The sequence below is a fragment of the Actinomadura monticuli genome (assembly GCF_041463655.1).
Taxonomy (GTDB): domain Bacteria; phylum Actinomycetota; class Actinomycetes; order Streptosporangiales; family Streptosporangiaceae; genus Spirillospora; species Spirillospora monticuli.
In genome coordinates, this window is record NZ_JAXCEI010000003.1 from 339,294 (window position 1) to 358,327 (window position 19,034).

The following is a 19,034-nucleotide window of genomic DNA, read 5'->3' on the forward strand; positions in this document are numbered from 1 at the left end:
ACGGGAGGCGGCGTGGAGACACGGGACATGCTGTGGAGCGGCTGGGGCGATCCGGCCAGGGCCGCGCCGCTGCCCGAGCCGGTGGTCGGGCTGCTGCGCGACATGCTCGGCGTGCGGCCCGCCGCGGCGCCGCCGGTCGCGCTGGCGCGGCTGAAGGTCGCCGCGCCCCGGCTGGCGGGCGCGGACCTCGCCGGGCTCGCCGGGATCGTCGGGGAGGGCAACGTCCGCTCCGACGCCGAGTCGCGCGTCCGGCACACGCGCGGCAAGTCGACGCCCGACCTGCTGCGCATCCGCGCCGGGGAGACCTCCGACGCGCCGGACGCCGTCGTCCTGCCCGGCTCGCACGACGAGGTCCTCGCGGTGCTGCGGCTGTGCGCCGGGAAGCGGATCGCCGTGGTGCCGTTCGGCGGCGGCACGTCCGTCGTCGGCGGCCTCGCGCCCCAGGGGGTGGACGCGTTCATCGCCCTCGACCTGCGGCGCATGGACCGCCTCGTCTCCGTGGACGAGGTGTCCCGCACGGCCGTCCTGGAGCCGGGCCTGCGCGCCCCGGCGGCCGAGGCGCTGCTCGCCGAGCGCGGCTTCACCCTCGGGCACTTCCCGCAGTCGTTCGAGTGGGCGTCGATCGGCGGGTTCGCGGCGGCGCGGTCGAGCGGGCAGGCGTCGGCCGGGTACGGGCGCTTCGACGACATGGTCGTCGGCCTGACCGTGGCGACCCCGGAGGGCTCGCTCGACCTCGGCCGGGCGCCGAAGTCGGCTGCCGGGCCCGACCTGCGGCAGCTCGTCCTCGGCTCGGAGGGCGCCTTCGGCGTGATCACGTCGGTGACCGTGCGGATCCGGCCCGTCCCGGAGGCCCGGGAGTACGAGGGCTGGCGGTTCGCGTCGTTCGACCGGGGCGCCGCCGCGCTCCGCCGGCTCGCCCAGGACGGCCCGCGGCCCGCCGTGCTGCGGCTGTCGGACGAGGCCGAGACCATGGTCGGCCTGGCCGACCCGTCCGCCATCGGGAGGCCGGGCGAGTCCGGCCGGCCGGACTCGGGCGGATCGGCGGACGGGGGGCCGCCGGCCGGGTGCCTGGCCGTGCTCGGGTTCGAGGGCACGCCGGAGAGCGTGGCCGCCCAGCGCGCCGGGGCGGCGGACGCGCTCCGCGCCGCCGGCGGCGAGCCGCTCGGCGCCGGGCCGGGCGAGAAATGGGAGCACGGCCGCTTCAACGCCCCCTACCTGCGCGACTCGCTGCTGGACGTGGGCGCGTTCGCCGAGACGCTGGAGACGGCCGCGTTCTGGTCGGACGTCCCGAAGCTGTACGAGGCCGTGCGGTGCGCCCTCATCGCGGCCCTGGCGGGGGCGGGGACGCCGCCGCTGATCATGTGCCACATCTCGCACGTGTACCCGTCCGGCGCGTCGCTGTACTTCACGGTCGTGTCCGCCCAGGGCGAGGATCCGCTGGAGCACTGGGACAGGGCGAAACGCGCCGCCAACGACGCGATCGTGGAGGCGGGCGGGACGATCACCCACCACCACGGCGTGGGCACCGACCACCGCGACTGGTACGCGCGGGAGATCGGGCCGCTCGGCGCCGCCGTGCTGCGCGCCGTCAAGGACCGGGTCGATCCGGCCGGGATCCTCAACCCGGGCGTCCTCGTCCCGCCGGCCCCCGGGGAGTAGCCGCCATGCGCGCGTTCACCGCGATCGTCAACCCGGCGGCGGGCGGCTCCGCGTCCGCCTCCTGCCTGATGCCGCTCGGCCGGCTGCTGCGCGAGGCGGGCGCCGAGCTCGACGTCGAGTACAGCCGCGGCATGGAGCACGCCGCCGCCGTCGCCCGCGCCGCCGCGGAGGCCGGCCGCGTGGTGCTCGGCGTCGGCGGCGACGGCATGGTCGGCTGCGTCGGCGGCGCCCTGGTGGCGTCCGGCGCGGACGCGCTCTTCGGCATCGTCCCGGCCGGGCGCGGCAACGACTTCGCGCGGCAGCTCGGCGTCCCGTCCGGCGCGGCGGAGCTGGCCCCGCTGCTGCTGGACGGCGAGCCGCGCGCGGTGGACGCCATCGAGGCCAACGGGACGCCCGTGCTCGGCAGCGTCTACGCGGGCGTCGACGCGGTCGCCAACGACAACGCCAACCGGACGCGGGTGCTGCGCGGCTCGGCCGCCTACTACGTCGGCGCGCTGCGGGCGATCGCCTCCTGGCGGCACGCCGACTACCTGATCACGGTGGACGGCGAGCGGCACCGGCGCGAGGGCTACACCGTCGTGGCGGCGAACTCCGGCTACTACGGGTTCGGCAAGCACATCGCCCCGGACGCGCGGGTGGACGACGGCCTGCTCGACGTCGTCCTCATCCGGAAGGCGCCGCGCACCCTGTTCTTCTCCGTGATGCGGGAGCTGGAGAAGGGGACGCACGTGCGGCGCCCCGAGGTGGAGGTCCTGCGCGGCCGGGAGGTGCGGATCGAGCTGGCCGGGCCGCCCGGCCGGACGCTGCCGTACGGGGCGGACGGCGAGCTGCCCGGTGTGCTCCCGGTCACCGCCAGAGTGCTGCCGGGCGCGCTCCGGGTGCTCGCCCCGTAGGTTTTGTCCCCTCGTTTGGGGTGGTTTACGTCCCCATTACGGCCCTCCGTATAGCGTCAGTTACGTCCCGCTTTCGGGACCTTGGGGCTGTCTGTGGAGGCATCATGAGAGGCGACTGCACGCTCGCCGTTCTGGGGGGACTCATGATGACCGCAGGCGCCCTCGACGTGGTGGCGTCGGCGTCCCTGGGGGTGGCGCCGGCGTCCACCACGGGCACGCGAGCGTCCGGCCGACGCCGCGCTTGACGAGTCGGATCGCCTCCGGACAGGCTGTGAGGATTCCCTCACCGCTGCCGGAGGCGTTCTGTGTCCGAGGTTTCCCCCGCGCCCGACAACTCGCGCACCTCCGAGGCGGGTGCGGGGTGGATCTGCGGAAGGCCCGGCACGTTCAACGACCTGCTGCCCGAGCGCGTCCCCGACTTCTCATGGCGGCGCCCGGTGGTGCTGTGGCGGTCCCGCAACGACGTCCTGGCCCGGCTGTTCGGCGACCCGTCCAACACGATCCGCCGGCGGTGCGTCGCGGCGCTGCGCGAGCGCGGCACGCCGGCCGCGTTCACCGTGCACCGCTCGTCCCCGGAGTTCTCGTTCGCCCTGCTCGGCGACACCGGCGAGGGCGACCGGTCGCAGTACGCGGTGGTGCCGCCGCTGCTGCACGCCGCCGCCGGCACCGACTTCATGATCGTCGCCAGTGATGTGATCTACCCCACCGGGGACGCGAGCCAGTACCCGGAGAAGTTCTTCCGCCCCTACAAGGACTACCCGGCGCCCATCTACGCCGTCCCCGGCAACCACGACTGGTACGACGGGCTGCGCGGCTTCCTGCACGTCTTCTGCGACCTGGACGCCGACTGCTCGCCGCCGCCCTGGCGCGGCCCGCTCGCCTTCCTGCCCCGGCTGCTCTGGCGCCGCTCCGGGACGATCGACCCGGAGGCCCTCGCGGAGGCCCGCCGCACGTTCCGGGGCGCGCCCGGGCAGCGGTCCGTCCAGCCGGGGCCGTACTGGGCGATCGACACCCCGTCGCTGCGCATCATCGGCATCGACACCGGCATCACCGGCGCCCTCGATCGCGACCAGGGCCGCTGGCTGCGCGAGGTGTCCGGCGGGCCGAAGCCCAAGCTGCTGGTCACCGGCAAGCCCCTGTACGTGGACGACGACCACCGCCCGGGGGCGATCGAGGGCGGCGGGACGGTCGACGAGATCGTCCGGAACCCGGCGCACCACTACGTCGCCGCGATCGGCGGCGACATCCACAACTACCAGCGCTACCCGCTGCGGACCGGCGACGGCCGGACGATCCAGTACATCGTCTCGGGCGGCGGCGGAGCGTTCATGCACGCCACCCACACCATCCCCCGGACGCACGTGGTGGAGGAGAACGAGTTCCGCTGCTACCCGCTGCGCGGCGACTCGCTGTCCCGCTACAGCAAGCTGTACGGGCGGTGGCTGCGGCTGCCGAAGCTGTTCGAGCTCACCCCGGAGGAGGCCACCGCCGCCGTCCGGCACCGGCTCGGCATCCGGCCGGGGCGCGGCTACAAGGCGCTCCCGGAGCACCGGCCCTCGCGCCGCGCGCGTTTCGTCGCGTCCGTCCTCGGGGTCCCGCGCGACGGACGCCGCCGCCCCGGGTTCCTGCGGCTGCCGGTGCACCGGCTCCCGCAGCGCTTCCGCTCCGAGCTGGCCGACTGGGACCGGCCGCCGTTCTTCAAGAGCTTCCTGCGCATGGACGTGACGGAGGCCGAGCTGCGCATCCGCTGCTTCGCCGCGACGGGCTGCGGCGACCACGAGGACGCGCCGCCCTGCGAGGACGAGGTGAGGATCGCGCTGCGATAGCCGGTCGCCGCGCCGAATCCGCCGGGATTGTGGCCGGAATCGGCGTTTTGCGGCCCCGACGTGGACGGATGCGGTTACAGTCTTGGGTCATCCCACGGGTGAACGGTAACGGACGGTCGGCCGGAAAACGACCGCGTCCCACAGGAAGAGCGACTCGATGAGTTACCCCCAGCAGGGTCAGGGCCAGGCACAGCAGCAGGCGTACCAGGGCGGCTACTCGCCCGCCCCCGCGCAGCAGGGCGCCCCCGCCGCCGTCGGCGCGGGCCACAACATGAAGCGCCGCAACCCGGCCGGAGCCTGGCTCGGCCTCCCGATCATCACCTTCGGCATCTACGGCCTCGTCTGGTTCTACAAGGTCCACGCCGAGCTCCACGAGTACGACCGCCGGATCGACAACGCCGCCACCAACGCGCTGCTGTCCATGCTCTTCGGCGGCATCACGCTGGGCATCTGGCCCCTGGTCATGTGGGTCAAGCTCGGCGGCCGCATCGCCCAGGCCCAGCGCGCCGCCGGCCTCCAGCCGAGCTGCAGCGGAGGCATGGGCTTCCTGCTCGGCATCTTCGGCTTCGGCGTGCTGTACTACCAGATCCAGCTGAACAAGGTCGCCGACCGCTACGGCGACACCCCGGCCGGCCAGCAGGTCTCGCTCGTCGCGTAGTTCATTGCTCCGCCCTCGGCGTCAGGCGCCGGCGCGCCTTCCTTCAACGGGCAAAGCGGCGATCGCTGCATCGCATCCGACTCGCCTGGCGGCTCGCTGCGCGATCAGGTTCTCGCAAGCTCGAACCTGGCTTCGCACGCGATCGCAACGCTGAGGTCGCCGGCGGCTGAGCTTCGAACCCGGATGGTCACGGCCCTGGCCGTCCGTCGAAACGCAGAGAACCCCTTCGCGGATCACCCGCCGCGGAGGGGTTTTCGCGTGCGGGCGCACGCCGGGGCCGCGGTTCTGTCGGTGGGGGCGGCCACAATGAGGACGTGAGGATCGCGGCCGCCGCCGGGCCCGGCGGCGGGGGGACGCTGCGGACGCTCGCCGAGGACGGCACGCCCGCCGCTCCCGCACGCGCCGTCCCCGACCTGGTCGCGGCGATCGCCGACCAGGAGCGGGCCGCCGCGCCGCGCTGGGTGTGGCCGTCCACGGCCCGGCTCTACCCGCGGCTGCTCGACGCGGGCGTCCGGGTGGCCCGCTGCCACGACCTCGAACTGGTGGAGAGCCTCCTCCTCGGCCACGCCGGCCGGTACGGGGAGCCGCGCTCGGTGGCGGCGGCGTGGGCGCGGCTGCGCGGCGAGCCGGTGCCGCCCGACCGCCCGCCGGACGAACCCGCCCCCCAGCCCTCGCTGTTCGACGACGACCCGGAGCGGGACGCGCCCGCCGACGACATCGGGCGGATCGTCGCGGTGCACGCCGCGCAGCAGCGCGCCATCGCCGGGCTCGACGGGTTCGCGCTGCTCGCCGCCGCCGAGTCGGCGGGCGCGCTGGTCGCCGCCGAGATGCGGCGCGACGGGCTGCCCTGGTCGGCCGCCGAGCACGACGCCCTGCTCACCGAGCTGCTCGGGCCGCGCCCCACCGGCGGCCTGCGCCCCCGCAGGCTGCAGGACCTCGCCGACCGCATCAGCGCCGCGTTCGCCCCGTCCTCCGGCCCCCACACGCACGTCAACCCGGACTCGCCGGCGCAGATCCTCAAGGCGTTCGCGTCGGCGGGGCTGCCGATCCCGTCCACCCGGGCGCACGTCCTCAAACGGATCGACCACCCGGCCGTCCCGCTGCTGCTGGAGTACAAGGAGCTGTCGCGGCTGCACACCGCGCACGGCTGGGCGTGGCTCGACACGTGGGTGAGCGGCGGCCGGCTCCGTCCCGAGTACGTGGTCGGCGGCGTCGTGTCCGGACGCTGGGCGACGAGCGGCGGCGGGGCGCTGCAGATCCCGCGCGTCCTGCGCCGGGCCGTCGTCGCCGACCCCGGCTGGGCGCTGGTCGTCGCCGACGCCGCCCAGCTCGAACCCCGCGTCCTCGCCGCCCTCGCCGGCGACCGCGCGTTCGCCGACGCCGCCGCGCACGGCGACCTGTACGCGGCCCTGTCCGATGCCTTCCACGACGACGGCGCCGGCGGCCTCGACGCCCGCGGCAAGGCCAAGCTCGCCCTGCTGTCCGCCATGTACGGGGGCGGGACGGGCGAGGCCGTGCAGCTCCTCGCCGTCCTGAAGCGCCGGTTCCCCGACGCGTTCGAGTACGTGGAGGCCGCCGCGCGGGCGGGGGAGAACGGCCGGCTCGTCCGGTCCCGGCTCGGCCGCACCTGCCCGCCCCCGTCCGCCGGATGGCGCGAGCTGACCTCGGCCGGCGACGACTCCGGCCGCGGCACCGCGGCCCAGGCGCTGCGCAGCCGGGGCCGCTTCACCCGCAACTTCGTCGTCCAGGCCACGGCCGCCGACTGGGCGCTCGCTCTGCTCGGCTCCCTGCGCCGCCGCCTGACCGTCCTCCAGCCCCCACCCACCGCCATTCAAGGGTCGAGCTCTGCTCGGCGCCCCGCCGGCGGCACGGCGTCCGCCGCGCCGGGGGCGCCCCGGCTGGTGTTCTTCCAGCACGACGAGGTCATCGTGCACACGCCCGCCGGGCTCGCCGCGGAGGTCACGGCCGCCGTGCACGCCGCGGCCGACGAGGCCCGCCGCCTGCTGTTCGGCGACACGCCCGTCGCGTTCCCGATGGAGATCGCCGTCGTCGGCCGCTACGCCGACGCCAAGTGAGCCGCCAGCGCCCGGACGGTGTTCGCCGCGGCGAACGCGTGCCCCCGCGCGTTCAGGTGCAGCTGGTCGGAGGTGTAGATGCCGGGGTCGGCGGCGATCGGATGGTCCGGCGGGTTGTGCACGTGGCACGCGCCCAGCTCGGCGGCGACGTCGGCGGTCAGCGCGGCCAGGCTGCGGCTGCGGGCCGAGATGACGTCCCGGTAGCGGGCCGGGCCGAGGCCCGCGACCGTGATGTCCAGCAGCCCGATCGTGACGACGTCGGCCCCCGCGGCGCGGAACGCGGAGATCATGGCGGCCAGTTCGCGCCGCACCCCGTCCGCGTCGAACTCGGGGCGCAGCATGTCGTTGCCGCCGGCGACCACGAACGCGAGGTCGGGCTCGAACGCCAGCGCCGGTTCGAGCTGCGCGGCGCGGACCTCGGCGGCGACCAGGTCGCGGCGGCCGAGGTTGAGCGCGGTGAACCCCGGTGCCGCCGCGCCCAGTGCCTCCTCGATGCGGTCGGTCCACGACAGGTCGCGGTAGCCGGGCACGGGTTCGCGGACGCCCTGCGCGATGCTGTCCCCGATCGTCACCATCCGCGTCCACGGCGCGCCGGCCAGCAGCGCGGCGGACTCGGCGGCGGGCAGGACGGCCGGGTCGGTCGACTCCGACAAGGCGGTCTCGGTCATGCGGTCTCCTTCGTTGGGGCGCCGCCTCGGATGGTCAGCGGCAGGCCCGCGAGGCCCGCGCCGGCGGCGGCCAGCGTGCAGAACAGGTAGACGGCGGTGTAGTCGTCGTGCACCGCCTGGGCGGGCAGCAGCGCGGCGAGGGCGGCGATGCCGAGCGCGCCGCCGAGCTGCCGCGCGGTGGTGTTGAGGCCGGTGGCGCCGGCGAACCGCAGCGGTCCGGCCGACAGCGCGGCGGCCGAGGCGGTGCCGGTGGTGAGCATGCCCATGCCGGTCCCGACGAGGAGGCCGACGGGGAGCCAGAACGTGAGGAAGTGCGGGTCGGCGGGCATCGACGCGACCACCCAGATCCCCGCCGCGACCATGACGGCCGCGCCGCCGACCACCGCGGGCCGGACGCCGATGCGGCCGGTGAGGCGGCCCATCGTGATCGCCGCGGCGGTGGCGGTGAACGCGCCGGGCGTCGAGGCGAGGCCCGCCTTCAGGATCGAGTAGTGCCATTCGGAGGTCAGGAACAGGACGCCGAGCAGCAGCCACGAGTACAGGGCCGTCCCGTAGAGGAAGGAGGCGGCGTTCGCGGCGGCGAACCGCCGGTTGCGCCACAGCGAGATCTCCAGCGCGGGCACCGGGTGCCGCGCGGACCGGTGCAGGGCCAGCGCGACGAGCGCCGCGCCGCCGAGCAGCAGCGCGAGGGTGCGGGCATCGGTCCACGACCAGTCCTGCGTCTGCGTCACGCCGAGCGCGACGCCGCCGATGCCGGCGGCCAGCAGCACCGTCCCGGCGAGGTCGGGCAGCCGCCCGGCGCCGCGCGCGGCGCGCGGCAGCCGCAGCCCGCCGAGCAGCATCGCCAGGCCGACCGGCAGGTTGATGACGAACAGCGACCGCCAGCCGAACTGGTCGACCAGCACGCCGCCGAGGCCGGGGCCGATCGCGGCGGCGAACGCGCCCGCCGCGCTCCACAGCCCGATGGCGCCCGCGCGCCGGTCGGCGGGGGTGTCGTGCAGCAGCAGGGCGAGGGACGCGGGGATCAGCGCGGCGGCCGCGGCGCCCTGCACGCCGCGCGTCGCCAGCAGCACGGGCACGTTCGGCGCCAGCGCGCAGGCCAGCGAGGCCAGCGTGAACAGCCCGGCGCCCCACAGGTAGAGCGCCCGCCGGCCGACGAGGTCGGCGAGCCGGCCGGCGGGGGCGAGCAGCGCCGCGAACAGCGTCGCGTACAGGGTGATCACCCAGGTCAGGCCGGTCAGCGAGCTGCCCGGGAAGTCGGCGTGCAGGTCGGGGACGGCCAGGTTCGCCACGGTGGCGTCCAGCATGGCCAGGAACGTCGCCCCGGCGGCCAGCCAGGGCACGTCCCGCCGCGCGCCGGCGGCGCGGGGCGGCGCCGCGGTGGTGTCGGCGGTCATGGGTAGTGGTCCTCTCAGGAAAATAAACGAACGTTCGTACACTCTTCTGTCGGGACCCCCGCCGTCAAGAGGGTGGGCGCCTTGACTTTGCACGAACGGTCGTGCAGATTTATCGCGTGACCACGGACGGACGGCTGCTGAAGGGCGAGCAGACCCGCAACGACATCCTCTGCCGCGCCGCCGACATCGCCTCGGCGGAGGGCCTGGAGGGGGTGTCGATCGGCCGGCTCGCGACCGAGCTGCGGATCAGCAAGAGCGGGGTGTTCACCCACTTCGGCTCCAAGGAGGAGCTGCAGCTCGCCACCGTCGGCAAGGCGGTGAAGCTGTTCCGCGAGCACGTGGTCAAGCCCGCCCTCGCCGCGCCCGAGGGCATGGCCCGCGTCCGCGCGCTACTGGACGCCTGGCAGCGCTACCAGCGCGAGCCCGTCTTCCCCGGCGGCTGCTTCTTCCACTCGACGATGGCCGAGTTCGACGCCCGCCCCGGCCGCGTCCGCGACGCCATCGCCGCCTCCCAGCGCGACTGGGGCGCCTTCCTGGAGCGCTGCCTCACCGAAGCGCGCGACCGCGGCGAGCTGGACGCCTCCACCGACGTCCCGCAGCTCGCGTTCGAGCTGGACGCGCTGTGCCGCACCGGCGCGGCCCACGCGCTCCTGTACGACGAGCCCGCCTACCACGACCGCGCGTCGCGGGCCATGGACGCCCGGCTGGCGGCCGTCAGCCCGCCGTCGAGTACGACGGGCGCGCGTTGAGCGCCTCCGCGTCGGAGAACGACGTCCGGCGGTAGGCGCCGGTGATCGCGTCCAGCTCCGCGGGGGACAGCACGTCCTCGATCCGCTCGAAGCCGTGCGGCGCGCGTTCGCCCACGGTGTGCAGGATGCGGTCCGCCGGCATGTCCCGGCACGCCAGGACGATCGCGTTGGCCTTGTCGCGGCGCTCCTCCTCGTAGGCGAGCAGCCCGCGGGCGGGATCGCCGGCGCGGGCCAGCTCGCGCGCCAGGACGCGCGCGTCGATGACCGCCTGGGACCCGCCGTTGGACCCGATCGGGTACATCGGATGGGCGGCGTCGCCGAGCAGCGTGACGCGGCCGGACGTCCAGCGGTCGAGGGGGTCCCGGTCGACCATCGGGTACTCCAGGATCTCCGCCGCGCCGGACAGCAGCGCCGGGACGTCCAGCCAGCCGAACCGCCAGCCCGCGAAGTGGGGGAGGACGTCGCCGAGCCGCCCGCTGCGGTTCCAGTCGGCGGCGTGATCCCACCGGTCGCCGGGGAGCCTGACCTCGGCGACCCAGTTCAGCAGGGCCCGTCCGCGCCGCTCGGCGCGCATCGAGATCGGGTAGACGACCAGCTTGGACGCGGTGTTGCTGCCCGCGACGGCGAGGGTCCGCCCGGTCAGGAACGGCCGCCCCTCGGTGAGCCCGCGCCACATCCGGATGCCGTTCCACAGCGGCGGCGGCTCGTCCGGGCGCAGCCGCCCGCGGACGGCGGAGTACAGGCCGTCCGCGCCGATCAGGACGTCCGCGGCGACGGTCCCGGCGGTGCCGGACGCGCGGTCCAGCAGCCGCGCCCGCACCCCCTCGCCGTCCTGCTCGAAGCCCTCGAAGGCGGTCCCGGTGCGGACGGACTCCCTGCCGAGCCGCGCCAGCACCGCGTCGAGCAGGACCATCTGCAGCTCGCCGCGGTGGATCGAGTACTGCGGCCAGTTGTAGCCGAGCGCCCGGCCGCGCGGCTCGCCCCAGATGCGGCCGCCGTGCCGGTCGAAGTGCACCATCTCGGCGGTGGGCACGGCGGTCTCGGCCAGCGCGCCGCCGAGCCCTAACTGGGTCAGTTCCCGGACCGCGTGCGGGAGCAGGTTGATGCCGACGCCGAGCGGCCGCAGCCGGACGGCGGAGTCGACGACGAGCGCTTCGATGCCCGCCTCGTGCAGGCTGAGCGCGGTCGCGAGCCCGCCGATCCCGGCCCCCACGACGAGGGCCCGCATCAAACGCCCGGGGCCGGCGCCGCTCCCGGGACCCGCGCCCCGCCGCGCACCAGCCGTCCCACCTCGGCCCTGAGCTGGACGAAGTCCGGCAGGCCCCGCGTCTCGATCTGGTCGCGGGCGGCGGGCAGCCCGACGGGCAGGTCGGCGTGCACGCGGGCGGGCGCCCGGTTCAGCACGACGACCCGGTCGCCGACGTAGACGCTCTCGTCGATGTCGTGGGTGACCAGCAGGATCGTCATCTTCTCGGTGCGGTGCACCTGCAGGACGAGATCCTCCAGATCCTCGCGCGTCTGCGCGTCCACGGACCCGAACGGCTCGTCCATCAGCATCAGCGACGGGCGGTAGGCGAGGGCGCGCGCGATCGACACGCGCTGCTGCATGCCGCCGGACAGCTGCCACGGGTACTTGCGGCCGGCCTCCGGGAGCCCCACCGACTCCAGCGCCTTCTCCGCGGCGGCGCGCCGCTCCGCGCGGGCCATCCCGCGCCGGCGCAGCGGCAGCGCCACGTTGTCGCGGACGGTCAGCCACGGGAACAGCGACCGGCTGTAGTCCTGGAAGACGACGGCGAGGTCGTCGGGCACGCCGTGGACGGGCTTGCCGTTCAGGGTGAGCGTCCCGCCGGTCGGCTGGATCAGCCCGGCGATGCAGCGCAGCAGGGTCGACTTGCCGCAGCCGGACGGCCCGACGATGCTGAGCAGCTCGCCGTCCGGGACGGTGAGGTCGAGCCCGTCGAGCGCGAGGTGCCCGTCGGCGTAGGAGTGGGTGAGACCGGATATCTGGAGCATCAATAAGCCATTTCTGTGTTCATGTCCTGAGGTTGGCGGCCATGGGGGTCATCGGTCAACTCTCCAGCCGCTGGGCGCCGGTGTGCCAGGCCAGCAGCCGCCGTTCCAGCAGCATGAAGGCGCCGTTGAACAGCAGGCCGAGGATGCCGAGCATCACGATCCCCGCCCACATCCGCGGCAGTTCGAAGGTGCGCTGCGCGTCGATGAGCTCCGAGCCGATGCCCGCGGTGCTGCCGAACAGCTCGGACAGGACCATCAGGATCAGCGCGAACGACAGCGCCACCCGCAGCCCGGCGAAGATCTTCGGCGCGGCGGCCGGGAGGATGACCGTGCCGATCCGGCGGGCCCGGCCGAGGCCGAACACGCGGGCCGTGTCCAGCTGGAGCGGCTCCACGCCGCGGACGCCGTCGGCGGTGTTGAGCAGGACCGGCCACACCACGCCGAACGCGATCGTGACGACCTGCATGGTCGCGCCGAGCTGGAACACCATGATGAAGAACGGCAGCAGCGTCGGCGGCGGCACCGCCCGCAGGAATTCCAGCACCGGGTTCAGCAGGTCGTTGAGGATCTCCGAGCGCCCGATCGCCGCGCCGACGACGACGCCCGCGGCGCCCGCGGCCGCCCATCCGATGAACAGGTGGGTCAGGCTCGTGGAGAAGTCGTCGACGGCGTTGTCGGTGAGGAACAGGTGCGACGCGGGGCCGCCGAACCACAGCTCGCGCAGCACGCTGACGATCTTCGTGGGTGGCGGGAAGTCGTTCTCGCCGACGGCCCTGGTGACGAGCTCCCAGACCACGACGGCGACGGCGACCAGCCAGGCGCGCTCGACGAACCCGCGCGTCGCCCTGCGCACCCTCCGGCCCGGCTTCCGCGCGGGAAGGGCCGTCCGCGCCGGGGCGCCGGCCCCGCTCACGCGACCGCCTCCGCGCGGGCGCTGTGCCACCGGAACGCGACGCGCTGGAGGCCCAGCAGGCCCAGGTTGGCGAGGAGGCCGAGGACGCCCGCCCAGAACGCGCCGGCCAGCAGCAGGTCGGTGTGGCCCCCGCCGGACTGGGTCTCGCTGAGGTAGATCCCCACTCCGTCGACCCCGCCGGCGAACAGCTCGGTGCTGATCACGACGATGAGGGCGACGGACGCGGCGATCCGGACGCCGGTGGCGATGAACGGCGCGGCGCTCGGCAGCGACACCCGCCACAGCACGGCCGGCGTCCCGAACCCGAAGGCGCGCAGGCTGTCCTTGGCCACCGGGTCGACCTCGCGGAGCGCGTACAGGGTGTTGATGAGGATCGGCCAGAGGCACGCGTAGAAGATCAGCGACATCTTCATCCGGGTGGGGTCCGCGAACAGGAGGATGGCGAGCGGGATCAGCGCGACCGAGGGGACCGGGCGCATCAGCTCGACGAGGGCCTGGGCCGCGGTGCCGAGCAGCGGGACCGAGCCGAGCAGCACGCCCAGCGGGACGGCCACGAGCACCGCCAGCGCCAGCCCGCCGAACCACGCCTGGAGCGTGGCCCCGACGTCCACGAGGAACTCCGGGTCCACCGCCAGCCTGCCCGCCTCGCGCAGGATGGTGGAGGCCGGGGGGAGCGCGGTCGCGTCGACGAGACCCGTACGGCTCAGGGTCTCGATGACGGCGGCCACGCCGACCGCCCCGGCGGCACCGAGAACGACGCGGCGGAGATTCATGGGGTCGACGCGATGAACGACTTGGCGTCGATCGGCTTGTCCACGTACTGGAACTCGCTCATGAGGTCGGCGACCTTCTGCAGAGCGGCGGCGTCGAGCGAGGTCGGGTACGCCCCCATGCTCATGGACGAGGCGACCTTGGCGTCGATGCCCTTGGCGTAGGTCGGCAGGACCTGCTCGACGACCGCGCGGTCGGCGGCCATGCCCTGCGCCTTCGTGAGCGCCCGCTGGAACGCCGCGACCGTCTTCGGGTTCTCTTTGACGAACTTCTCGGTGGCGGCGTACCCGGCGATCGGGAGGTCGGCGGTCTTGCCGGTGGCGAGGTCGGCGACCATCCGGGCGCCCATCGACGCGGCCATCTGGGTGCCGAACGGCTCGATCGCCTGGACGGCGTCCACGCTCTTGGACTTGAGCGCCTGCTCCATCGCGGGCGGCGCGACCTCGACGAACTGCTTGTCCTCGTCGAACGCCACGCCCTGCGGGGTGCCGGTGGCGCGGATCAGCAGCGTGCTGATGTTCCGCTTGGTGTTGACGGCGATCTTCTTACCGGCCAGGTCCTTGATCGTCCGGTACGGGGAGTCGCCGCGCACCATCAGCGTGTGGGTCTTGGAGGCGCTCCGGAACCCCTCCGCGACGATTTTCGGCTTGAAGCCGGGGTCCTTGGTCCCGGCGGTGAACAGCGAGACGTAGTTGCCGAAGCTGAAGTCGAGCCGGCCGCTCTTCAGCAGCGGGATGCCGGCCGCGCCGCCCTGGATGACCTGCGTCTTCACGGTGAGGCCCTCGGCCTTGAACAGGCCCTTGCTGATCGCGAGCTGGACCGGCGCGGTGTCGGCGACGGTCATCGTGCCCAGGATGATCTCGGACTGCTCCAGGCCGTTGGCGGACGTGCCGTCGCCGGAGTCGCCGCAGGCGGCCGCGGAGAGCACGAGTACGAGGCTGAGCGCGCCGCAGAGCACCGCGCGGGGGTGGGGGACGGACATGAGGAGTCTCCAATGTGCCGGGGGTGGTGGAGATCGCTAGGGGGTGGATCCGTACATGGCCGAATTGTCTGTCATAACGCTGACATCGAGAAGGAAGGGCCCGTCGTGGCCGAGCGCCTCGGCCATCGCGGCGTCCAGGTCGGCGGCCGCGGTGACGGCCCGCCCCGCGCAGCCGTGCCCCCGGGCCAGCGCGGCGAAGTCGATTCCGGTGACGTCGGCGCCCACGATGTCCTCGATGCCGATCCGGCGGCCGAGCGCCCGGACGGCACCGTACCCGCCGTTGTTGAGGACGATCACGGTCATCGGCAGCCGGTGCTGCGCCGCCGTCCAGAGGGCCTGCACCGAGTACATGATCGCGCCGTCGCCGAGGACGCAGACGATCCGCTCCCCGGATCCGGCGAGCGCGCGCCCGACCCCCATCGGCAGGCTCCAGCCGAGCGCGCCGCTGCCCATGGTGAGGAACGCGCCGGGCCGGGTGATCGGGAGCCGCGCGTGGAACATGTCCCGGTGGCTCGGGCACTCCTCGACGACGATCGCGTCCTCGGGCAGCCGCTCGCGCAGGGTCTCGACGACCAGGGCCGCGTCGAGCGGGTCGGTGGCCGGCGGCTTGGCGAGCCGCGGCCGCGGCTCCGGCGCGGGCCGGTCGGCCTTGTCGACGAGGTCGAGCAGGCCGGTCACCCCGGCCCGGATGGTCGTGAGGATGCTGGTGCCGACCGGCGCCCACGCGGTCTGCACCGGGTCGCAGTCGAGGTGGAACAGCCGCGTGCCCTCGGCGATGAAGGGGCCCTCGCTGTGCACGTGGTAGTTGAAGACGGGCGCGCCGAGCACCAGGACGACGTCGTGCGCCTCCAGGCGCCGGGCGAGCTGGTCCCGGACGGGCGGCAGGAAGCCCTGGAACAGCGCGTGGTCCTCGGGGAAGCCGGACCGGCCCGACAGCGGGCTGATCCACACCGGCGCGCCGACGCGCTCGGCGAGGTCGACGACGAGGGGGAGCGCGTTCTCGTCCTCGACGCCGGACCCGACGACGATGACGGGGTTCTCGGCCCCGTTCAGCGCGTCGGCCGCCTCGCGCAGCGCCGCCGGGTCGGCGGCGAAGGCGGCCCGGACCTCGCGGTGCGGGACGGGCTCGGCCGGGCGGTCCCAGTCGTCCTCGGGAACCGAGAGGAAGACCGGGCCGCGGGGCGGCGTCATCGCCGTCCGGTAGGCCTCGGCGAGCGCGGCGGGGACGTCCTCGGCGCGGGCGGGCTGCCGGCTCCACTTCACGTACGGGCGCGGGAACTGCTCGGCCTCGTCGGCGCCGAGGAACGGCCGGGTCGGCAGCATCGCGCGGGTCTGCTGGCCCGCGACGATCACCATCGGCACCCGGTCGCGGTGGGCGGTGAAGACGGCGCCGAGCGCGTTCCCGACGCCGCCGGCGGAGTGCAGGTTGACCAGGGCGGCGTTGCCGGTGCCGATGGCGTGGCCCGCCGCCGCGCCCACCGCCACGATCTCCTGGAGCCCGAGCACGTACGAGAAGTCCGCGGGGAAGTCGCGGAGCATGCGCAGCTCGGTGGAGCCGGGATTGCCGAAGACGGTCGTCATCCCGACCCGCCGGCAGAAGTCGAACATCGCGTCCCGGACCGTGAACTCCGTCGTCATTCATCTGCCTTTCGTGCCCCGCGGTGCCAGCGGAGCGTCCGCCGCTCCACCGCCAGGAGGAGCGTGTTGAACAGGTAGCCGAGGATGCCGAGCAGCACGATCACCGACCAGATGGTCGGGAGGTCGGACATGCTCTGCGCGTTCGTCAGCTCGAAGCCGAGCCCGTCGGAGGTCCCGGGGAGGAGCTCGGAGAAGACCATCAGGATGAGGCCGAGGGACACCGCCAGCCGCAGGCCGGCGAAGATCTTCGGCAGCGCGGAGGGGAGGATGATGAACCGGACCCGCTCCAGGGCGGAGAGCCGGAACACCTCGGCCGTGGCCATCTGCGTCTGGTCGACGCTGCGCACCCCGTCCACGGTGTTGAGCAGGATGGGCCAGACGGCGCCGAAGACGATCGAGGCGATCTGCATCTGCGCGCCGAGGTCGAACAGCACGATGAAGACGGGCACGACGGTGGGCGGCGGGATCGCGCGCGCGAACTGCAGGAGCGGGTCGAGGTAGGCGAGCACCCGCTCGGAGCGGCCGATCATGACGCCGAGCACGATGCCGGCCACGACCGACAGCAGCAGCGCGACGGCCATCCGCGTCAGGCTCGGCCCGATGGAGCCGCCGGCGTCCCCGCCGAAGAACAGGTGCCCGGCCGGGCCGGCGAACCACATCTCCCGCATCCGCCGCACGATGTCGGACGGGGGCGGGAAGAACGGGCTGTCGGCGACCCGGGTCGCGGCCTCCCAGCCGGCGACGAGGATCACCAGCGGGAGCGCGCGGTGCAGCAGGCCGCGGACCAGCCGTCCCGCGACGCCGCGCGGGCGCGCGGCCCGCAGGGTCAGGGCGGCCGCGGTCACGATGCACCACTCCTCTGCGCCTTGTGCCACCGGAACGCGCGGTTCTCGGCCTGCACCAGCACGGTGTTGATGATGAGGCCGATGGAGCCCGCCCAGATGGTGCCGGCGAGCACGTCGAGGTTCCCGTCGGGGACGGTTCCGGCCTGCGCGATGAACATGCCGAGGCCGTCGCCGAAGCCGGAGAGGATCTCGGTGCTGACGGCGAGGATCAGGGCGATCGCCGCGGCGAGCCGGATGCCGGTCGCGATGAACGGCGCGGCGCTCGGCAGCGAGACCTTGACCAGGACCTGGAGGCGGCTGAAGCCGAAGGTGCGCAGGGTCTCCTTCGCCGTGGGGTCGACGTCGTGCAGCCCGTACATGGTGTTGAACAGGATGGGCCAGCAGGAGGCGTAGACGATGAGCGGCACCTCCATGCTGAGGCCGGAGCCGAGCAGCAGCCCGGCCAGCGGGATGAGCGCGACCGACGGGATCGGCCGCAGGAACTCCACGATGGCCCGGACCGCGGTGTTCACCGCGGGGACGCTGCCGAGCAGCAGCCCGAGCGGCACCGCGATGGCGATGGCGATGAGCATGCCGAACGTCCACGCGGTGAGCGTGACGCGCACGTTGAACAGGAAGTCCGAGTCGCCGAGCAGCTCGAACGCGCGCGCGGTGACGCTGGACGCGGGCGGCAAATAGGAACGGTCCACAATCCCGGCTCGGCCCAGGAGCTCGCTCGCCAGGAACAGGACCGCCACCCCGGCGGCCCCCCGCGCCCACTTTCCGGGACGCGAGAGGCCACGGGGTGGCGTCGTCTGGTGTGCCATAGAGGGATCAGTGCTCGCCGTCAGGCCGTCGGCTGGAAGAGGATCGACTTCATGTCGGGCTTCTGCTTGAGCAGGCCGTCCGAGAGCATGAGGTCAACGGTCCGCTGCATGCGCGTGGCGTTCAGCGAGGTGGGGTAGCCCGGCAGCGTGATCACGCCGGCGACCTTCGCGTCGATCTTGGTGTAGGTCGGCAGCGCCTGCTCGACGACCTTGCGGTCGCCGACGGCGAGCTTCTGCGCCTTGATGATGGCCCGCTGGAACGCCGCGGCCGTCTTCGGGTTCTTCTGCGCGAAGTCCTGCGTGCTGACGTAACCGCTGATCGGGAGGTCGGTCACCGGCTCGGTGCCGCCGTCGACCGCCACCCGGGCGCCGAGCTCCTTCTCGGTGCCGGAGGTGAAGGGCTCCACGGCGTGGATCGCGTCGACCTGCCCCTTCTGCAGCGCGACCGCCATCTGCGGGAAGGGCACCGTCACGTACTCGATCTTGGACGGGTCGACGTTGTTGGCCTTGAGGATCGCGTTCAGCGTCAGCGACTGGATGTTGTTCAGGATGTTGACGGCGACCTTCTTGCCCTCGAGGTCCTTGGGCGACCGGATCTTGGAGTCGGGCATGACCAGCAGGTCGAAGGTGTGCGAGGACAGCGTGGCACCCTCGGCCAGCACGCTGAGCTTGAGCGTGCCCTTCTCGTTGGCCTGCAGGAACGACACGTAGTTCGCGCCGGCGATGACGTTCACGTCACCCTTGATCAGAGCGGGGATGGCCTGGGTGCTCTGCTGGACGGGCTTGACCTCGACCTTGAGGCCCTCCTCCTTGAAGAACCCCTGCTTCTGGGCGATGTACACGCCGACGTTGTCGGCGAGCGGAAGCGCCGCCACCGTGATGGTGCTCTTCTCCAGGCCCTGGCCGCCCTTGCCGGAGTCGTCGGAGTCGCCGCACCCCACGGCGGCGGACAGGACGAGGGCGAAGGCGCTGACCAGTGCTGAAAGACGGAGGGATTGCCGCATGGGCACTCCTTAACTCGCGGGGGGAAGTCGCTTCGGCATGGCTGTGGATCGGGGCATGCGAGCCAGGGGAACGACCGTAGCCACCACAGCGCCACGCCTGAAGATCACGTTCGAGGGAGGGTATCGCGAAGTGTGCG

17 protein-coding genes are annotated in these 19,034 nt (G+C 73.7%); 6 read left to right on the plus strand and 11 right to left on the minus strand.

Annotation, left to right across the window (positions count from 1 at the left end; all coding sequences use genetic code 11):
- Positions 1 to 27 precede the first annotated feature (27 nt).
- From SM611_RS08145 to SM611_RS08165, 5 genes are all read left to right on the plus strand, one after another.
- Complete coding sequence (locus SM611_RS08145) at positions 28 to 1,659, plus strand: FAD-binding oxidoreductase (protein ID WP_371948733.1); 1,632 nt, start codon at positions 28 to 30, stop codon at positions 1,657 to 1,659.
- Between the two features lie 5 nt (positions 1,660 to 1,664).
- The gene (locus tag SM611_RS08150; RefSeq protein ID WP_371948458.1) at positions 1,665 to 2,552 is read left to right on the plus strand and encodes a diacylglycerol/lipid kinase family protein; all 888 of its coding nucleotides are present in this window, start codon (positions 1,665 to 1,667) and stop codon (positions 2,550 to 2,552) included.
- A 305-nt stretch (positions 2,553 to 2,857) separates the two neighbouring features.
- On the plus strand, positions 2,858 to 4,378 hold the full coding sequence (locus SM611_RS08155; protein ID WP_371948459.1) for a metallophosphoesterase family protein: 1,521 nt from the start codon (positions 2,858 to 2,860) through the stop codon (positions 4,376 to 4,378).
- Between the two features lie 157 nt (positions 4,379 to 4,535).
- Entirely contained in the window at positions 4,536 to 5,036 is a 501-nt protein-coding gene (locus tag SM611_RS08160; RefSeq protein ID WP_371948461.1) for a DUF4234 domain-containing protein, read from the plus strand.
- A gap of 314 nt (positions 5,037 to 5,350) precedes the next feature.
- Entirely contained in the window at positions 5,351 to 7,111 is a 1,761-nt protein-coding gene (locus SM611_RS08165; RefSeq protein ID WP_371948462.1) for a bifunctional 3'-5' exonuclease/DNA polymerase, read from the plus strand.
- On the opposite strand, the gene SM611_RS08170 is transcribed toward SM611_RS08165, so the two are convergent.
- Together SM611_RS08170 and SM611_RS08175 are read right to left on the minus strand one after the other, a co-directional pair.
- On the minus strand, positions 7,093 to 7,779 hold the full coding sequence (locus SM611_RS08170; RefSeq protein ID WP_371948463.1) for an SGNH/GDSL hydrolase family protein: 687 nt from the start codon (positions 7,777 to 7,779) through the stop codon (positions 7,093 to 7,095). The genes SM611_RS08165 and SM611_RS08170 overlap by 19 nt on opposite strands.
- The gene (locus SM611_RS08175; protein ID WP_371948464.1) at positions 7,776 to 9,176 is read right to left on the minus strand and encodes an MFS transporter; all 1,401 of its coding nucleotides are present in this window, start codon (positions 9,174 to 9,176) and stop codon (positions 7,776 to 7,778) included. The genes SM611_RS08170 and SM611_RS08175 overlap by 4 nt, the downstream gene beginning before the upstream one ends.
- A gap of 116 nt (positions 9,177 to 9,292) precedes the next feature.
- Here SM611_RS08175 and SM611_RS08180 point away from each other — a divergent pair, with 116 nt between their 5' ends.
- On the plus strand, positions 9,293 to 9,925 hold the full coding sequence (locus SM611_RS08180) for a TetR family transcriptional regulator C-terminal domain-containing protein (RefSeq protein WP_371948466.1): 633 nt from the start codon (positions 9,293 to 9,295) through the stop codon (positions 9,923 to 9,925).
- On the opposite strand, the gene SM611_RS08185 is transcribed toward SM611_RS08180, so the two are convergent.
- From SM611_RS08185 to SM611_RS08225, 9 genes are all read right to left on the minus strand, one after another.
- Entirely contained in the window at positions 9,891 to 11,153 is a 1,263-nt protein-coding gene (locus SM611_RS08185) for a flavin-dependent oxidoreductase (RefSeq protein WP_371948467.1), read from the minus strand. The two genes, SM611_RS08180 and SM611_RS08185, sit on opposite strands and share 35 nt — an antisense overlap.
- On the minus strand, positions 11,153 to 11,938 hold the full coding sequence (locus SM611_RS08190) for an ABC transporter ATP-binding protein (RefSeq protein ID WP_371948468.1): 786 nt from the start codon (positions 11,936 to 11,938) through the stop codon (positions 11,153 to 11,155). The genes SM611_RS08185 and SM611_RS08190 overlap by 1 nt, the downstream gene beginning before the upstream one ends.
- 55 nt (positions 11,939 to 11,993) lie before the next feature.
- Positions 11,994 to 12,851 (minus strand): ABC transporter permease, encoded by an 858-nt coding sequence (locus SM611_RS08195; RefSeq protein WP_371948470.1) that lies wholly within the window; start codon positions 12,849 to 12,851, stop codon positions 11,994 to 11,996.
- Positions 12,848 to 13,624, minus strand: a complete 777-nt coding sequence (locus tag SM611_RS08200; RefSeq protein ID WP_371948471.1) for an ABC transporter permease — start codon at positions 13,622 to 13,624, stop codon at positions 12,848 to 12,850. Before SM611_RS08200 ends, SM611_RS08195 begins: the two co-directional genes overlap by 4 nt.
- Entirely contained in the window at positions 13,621 to 14,604 is a 984-nt protein-coding gene (locus SM611_RS08205; protein ID WP_371948473.1) for an ABC transporter substrate-binding protein, read from the minus strand. The genes SM611_RS08200 and SM611_RS08205 overlap by 4 nt, the downstream gene beginning before the upstream one ends.
- Before the next feature lie 36 nt (positions 14,605 to 14,640).
- On the minus strand, positions 14,641 to 16,242 hold the full coding sequence (mdlC, locus tag SM611_RS08210) for a benzoylformate decarboxylase (protein ID WP_371948474.1): 1,602 nt from the start codon (positions 16,240 to 16,242) through the stop codon (positions 14,641 to 14,643).
- Positions 16,239 to 17,087 carry an ABC transporter permease gene (locus tag SM611_RS08215; RefSeq protein ID WP_371948475.1) on the minus strand — a complete coding sequence of 283 codons (849 nt, stop codon included), beginning with the start codon at positions 17,085 to 17,087 and terminating at the stop codon, positions 16,239 to 16,241. The genes mdlC and SM611_RS08215 overlap by 4 nt, the downstream gene beginning before the upstream one ends.
- The gene (locus tag SM611_RS08220; RefSeq protein ID WP_371948477.1) at positions 17,084 to 17,824 is read right to left on the minus strand and encodes an ABC transporter permease; all 741 of its coding nucleotides are present in this window, start codon (positions 17,822 to 17,824) and stop codon (positions 17,084 to 17,086) included. The genes SM611_RS08215 and SM611_RS08220 overlap by 4 nt, the downstream gene beginning before the upstream one ends.
- Before the next feature lie 89 nt (positions 17,825 to 17,913).
- Positions 17,914 to 18,897, minus strand: coding sequence for an ABC transporter substrate-binding protein (locus SM611_RS08225; protein WP_371948478.1), 984 nt, complete (start codon positions 18,895 to 18,897; stop codon positions 17,914 to 17,916).
- Between the last annotated feature and the right edge of the window lie 137 nt (positions 18,898 to 19,034).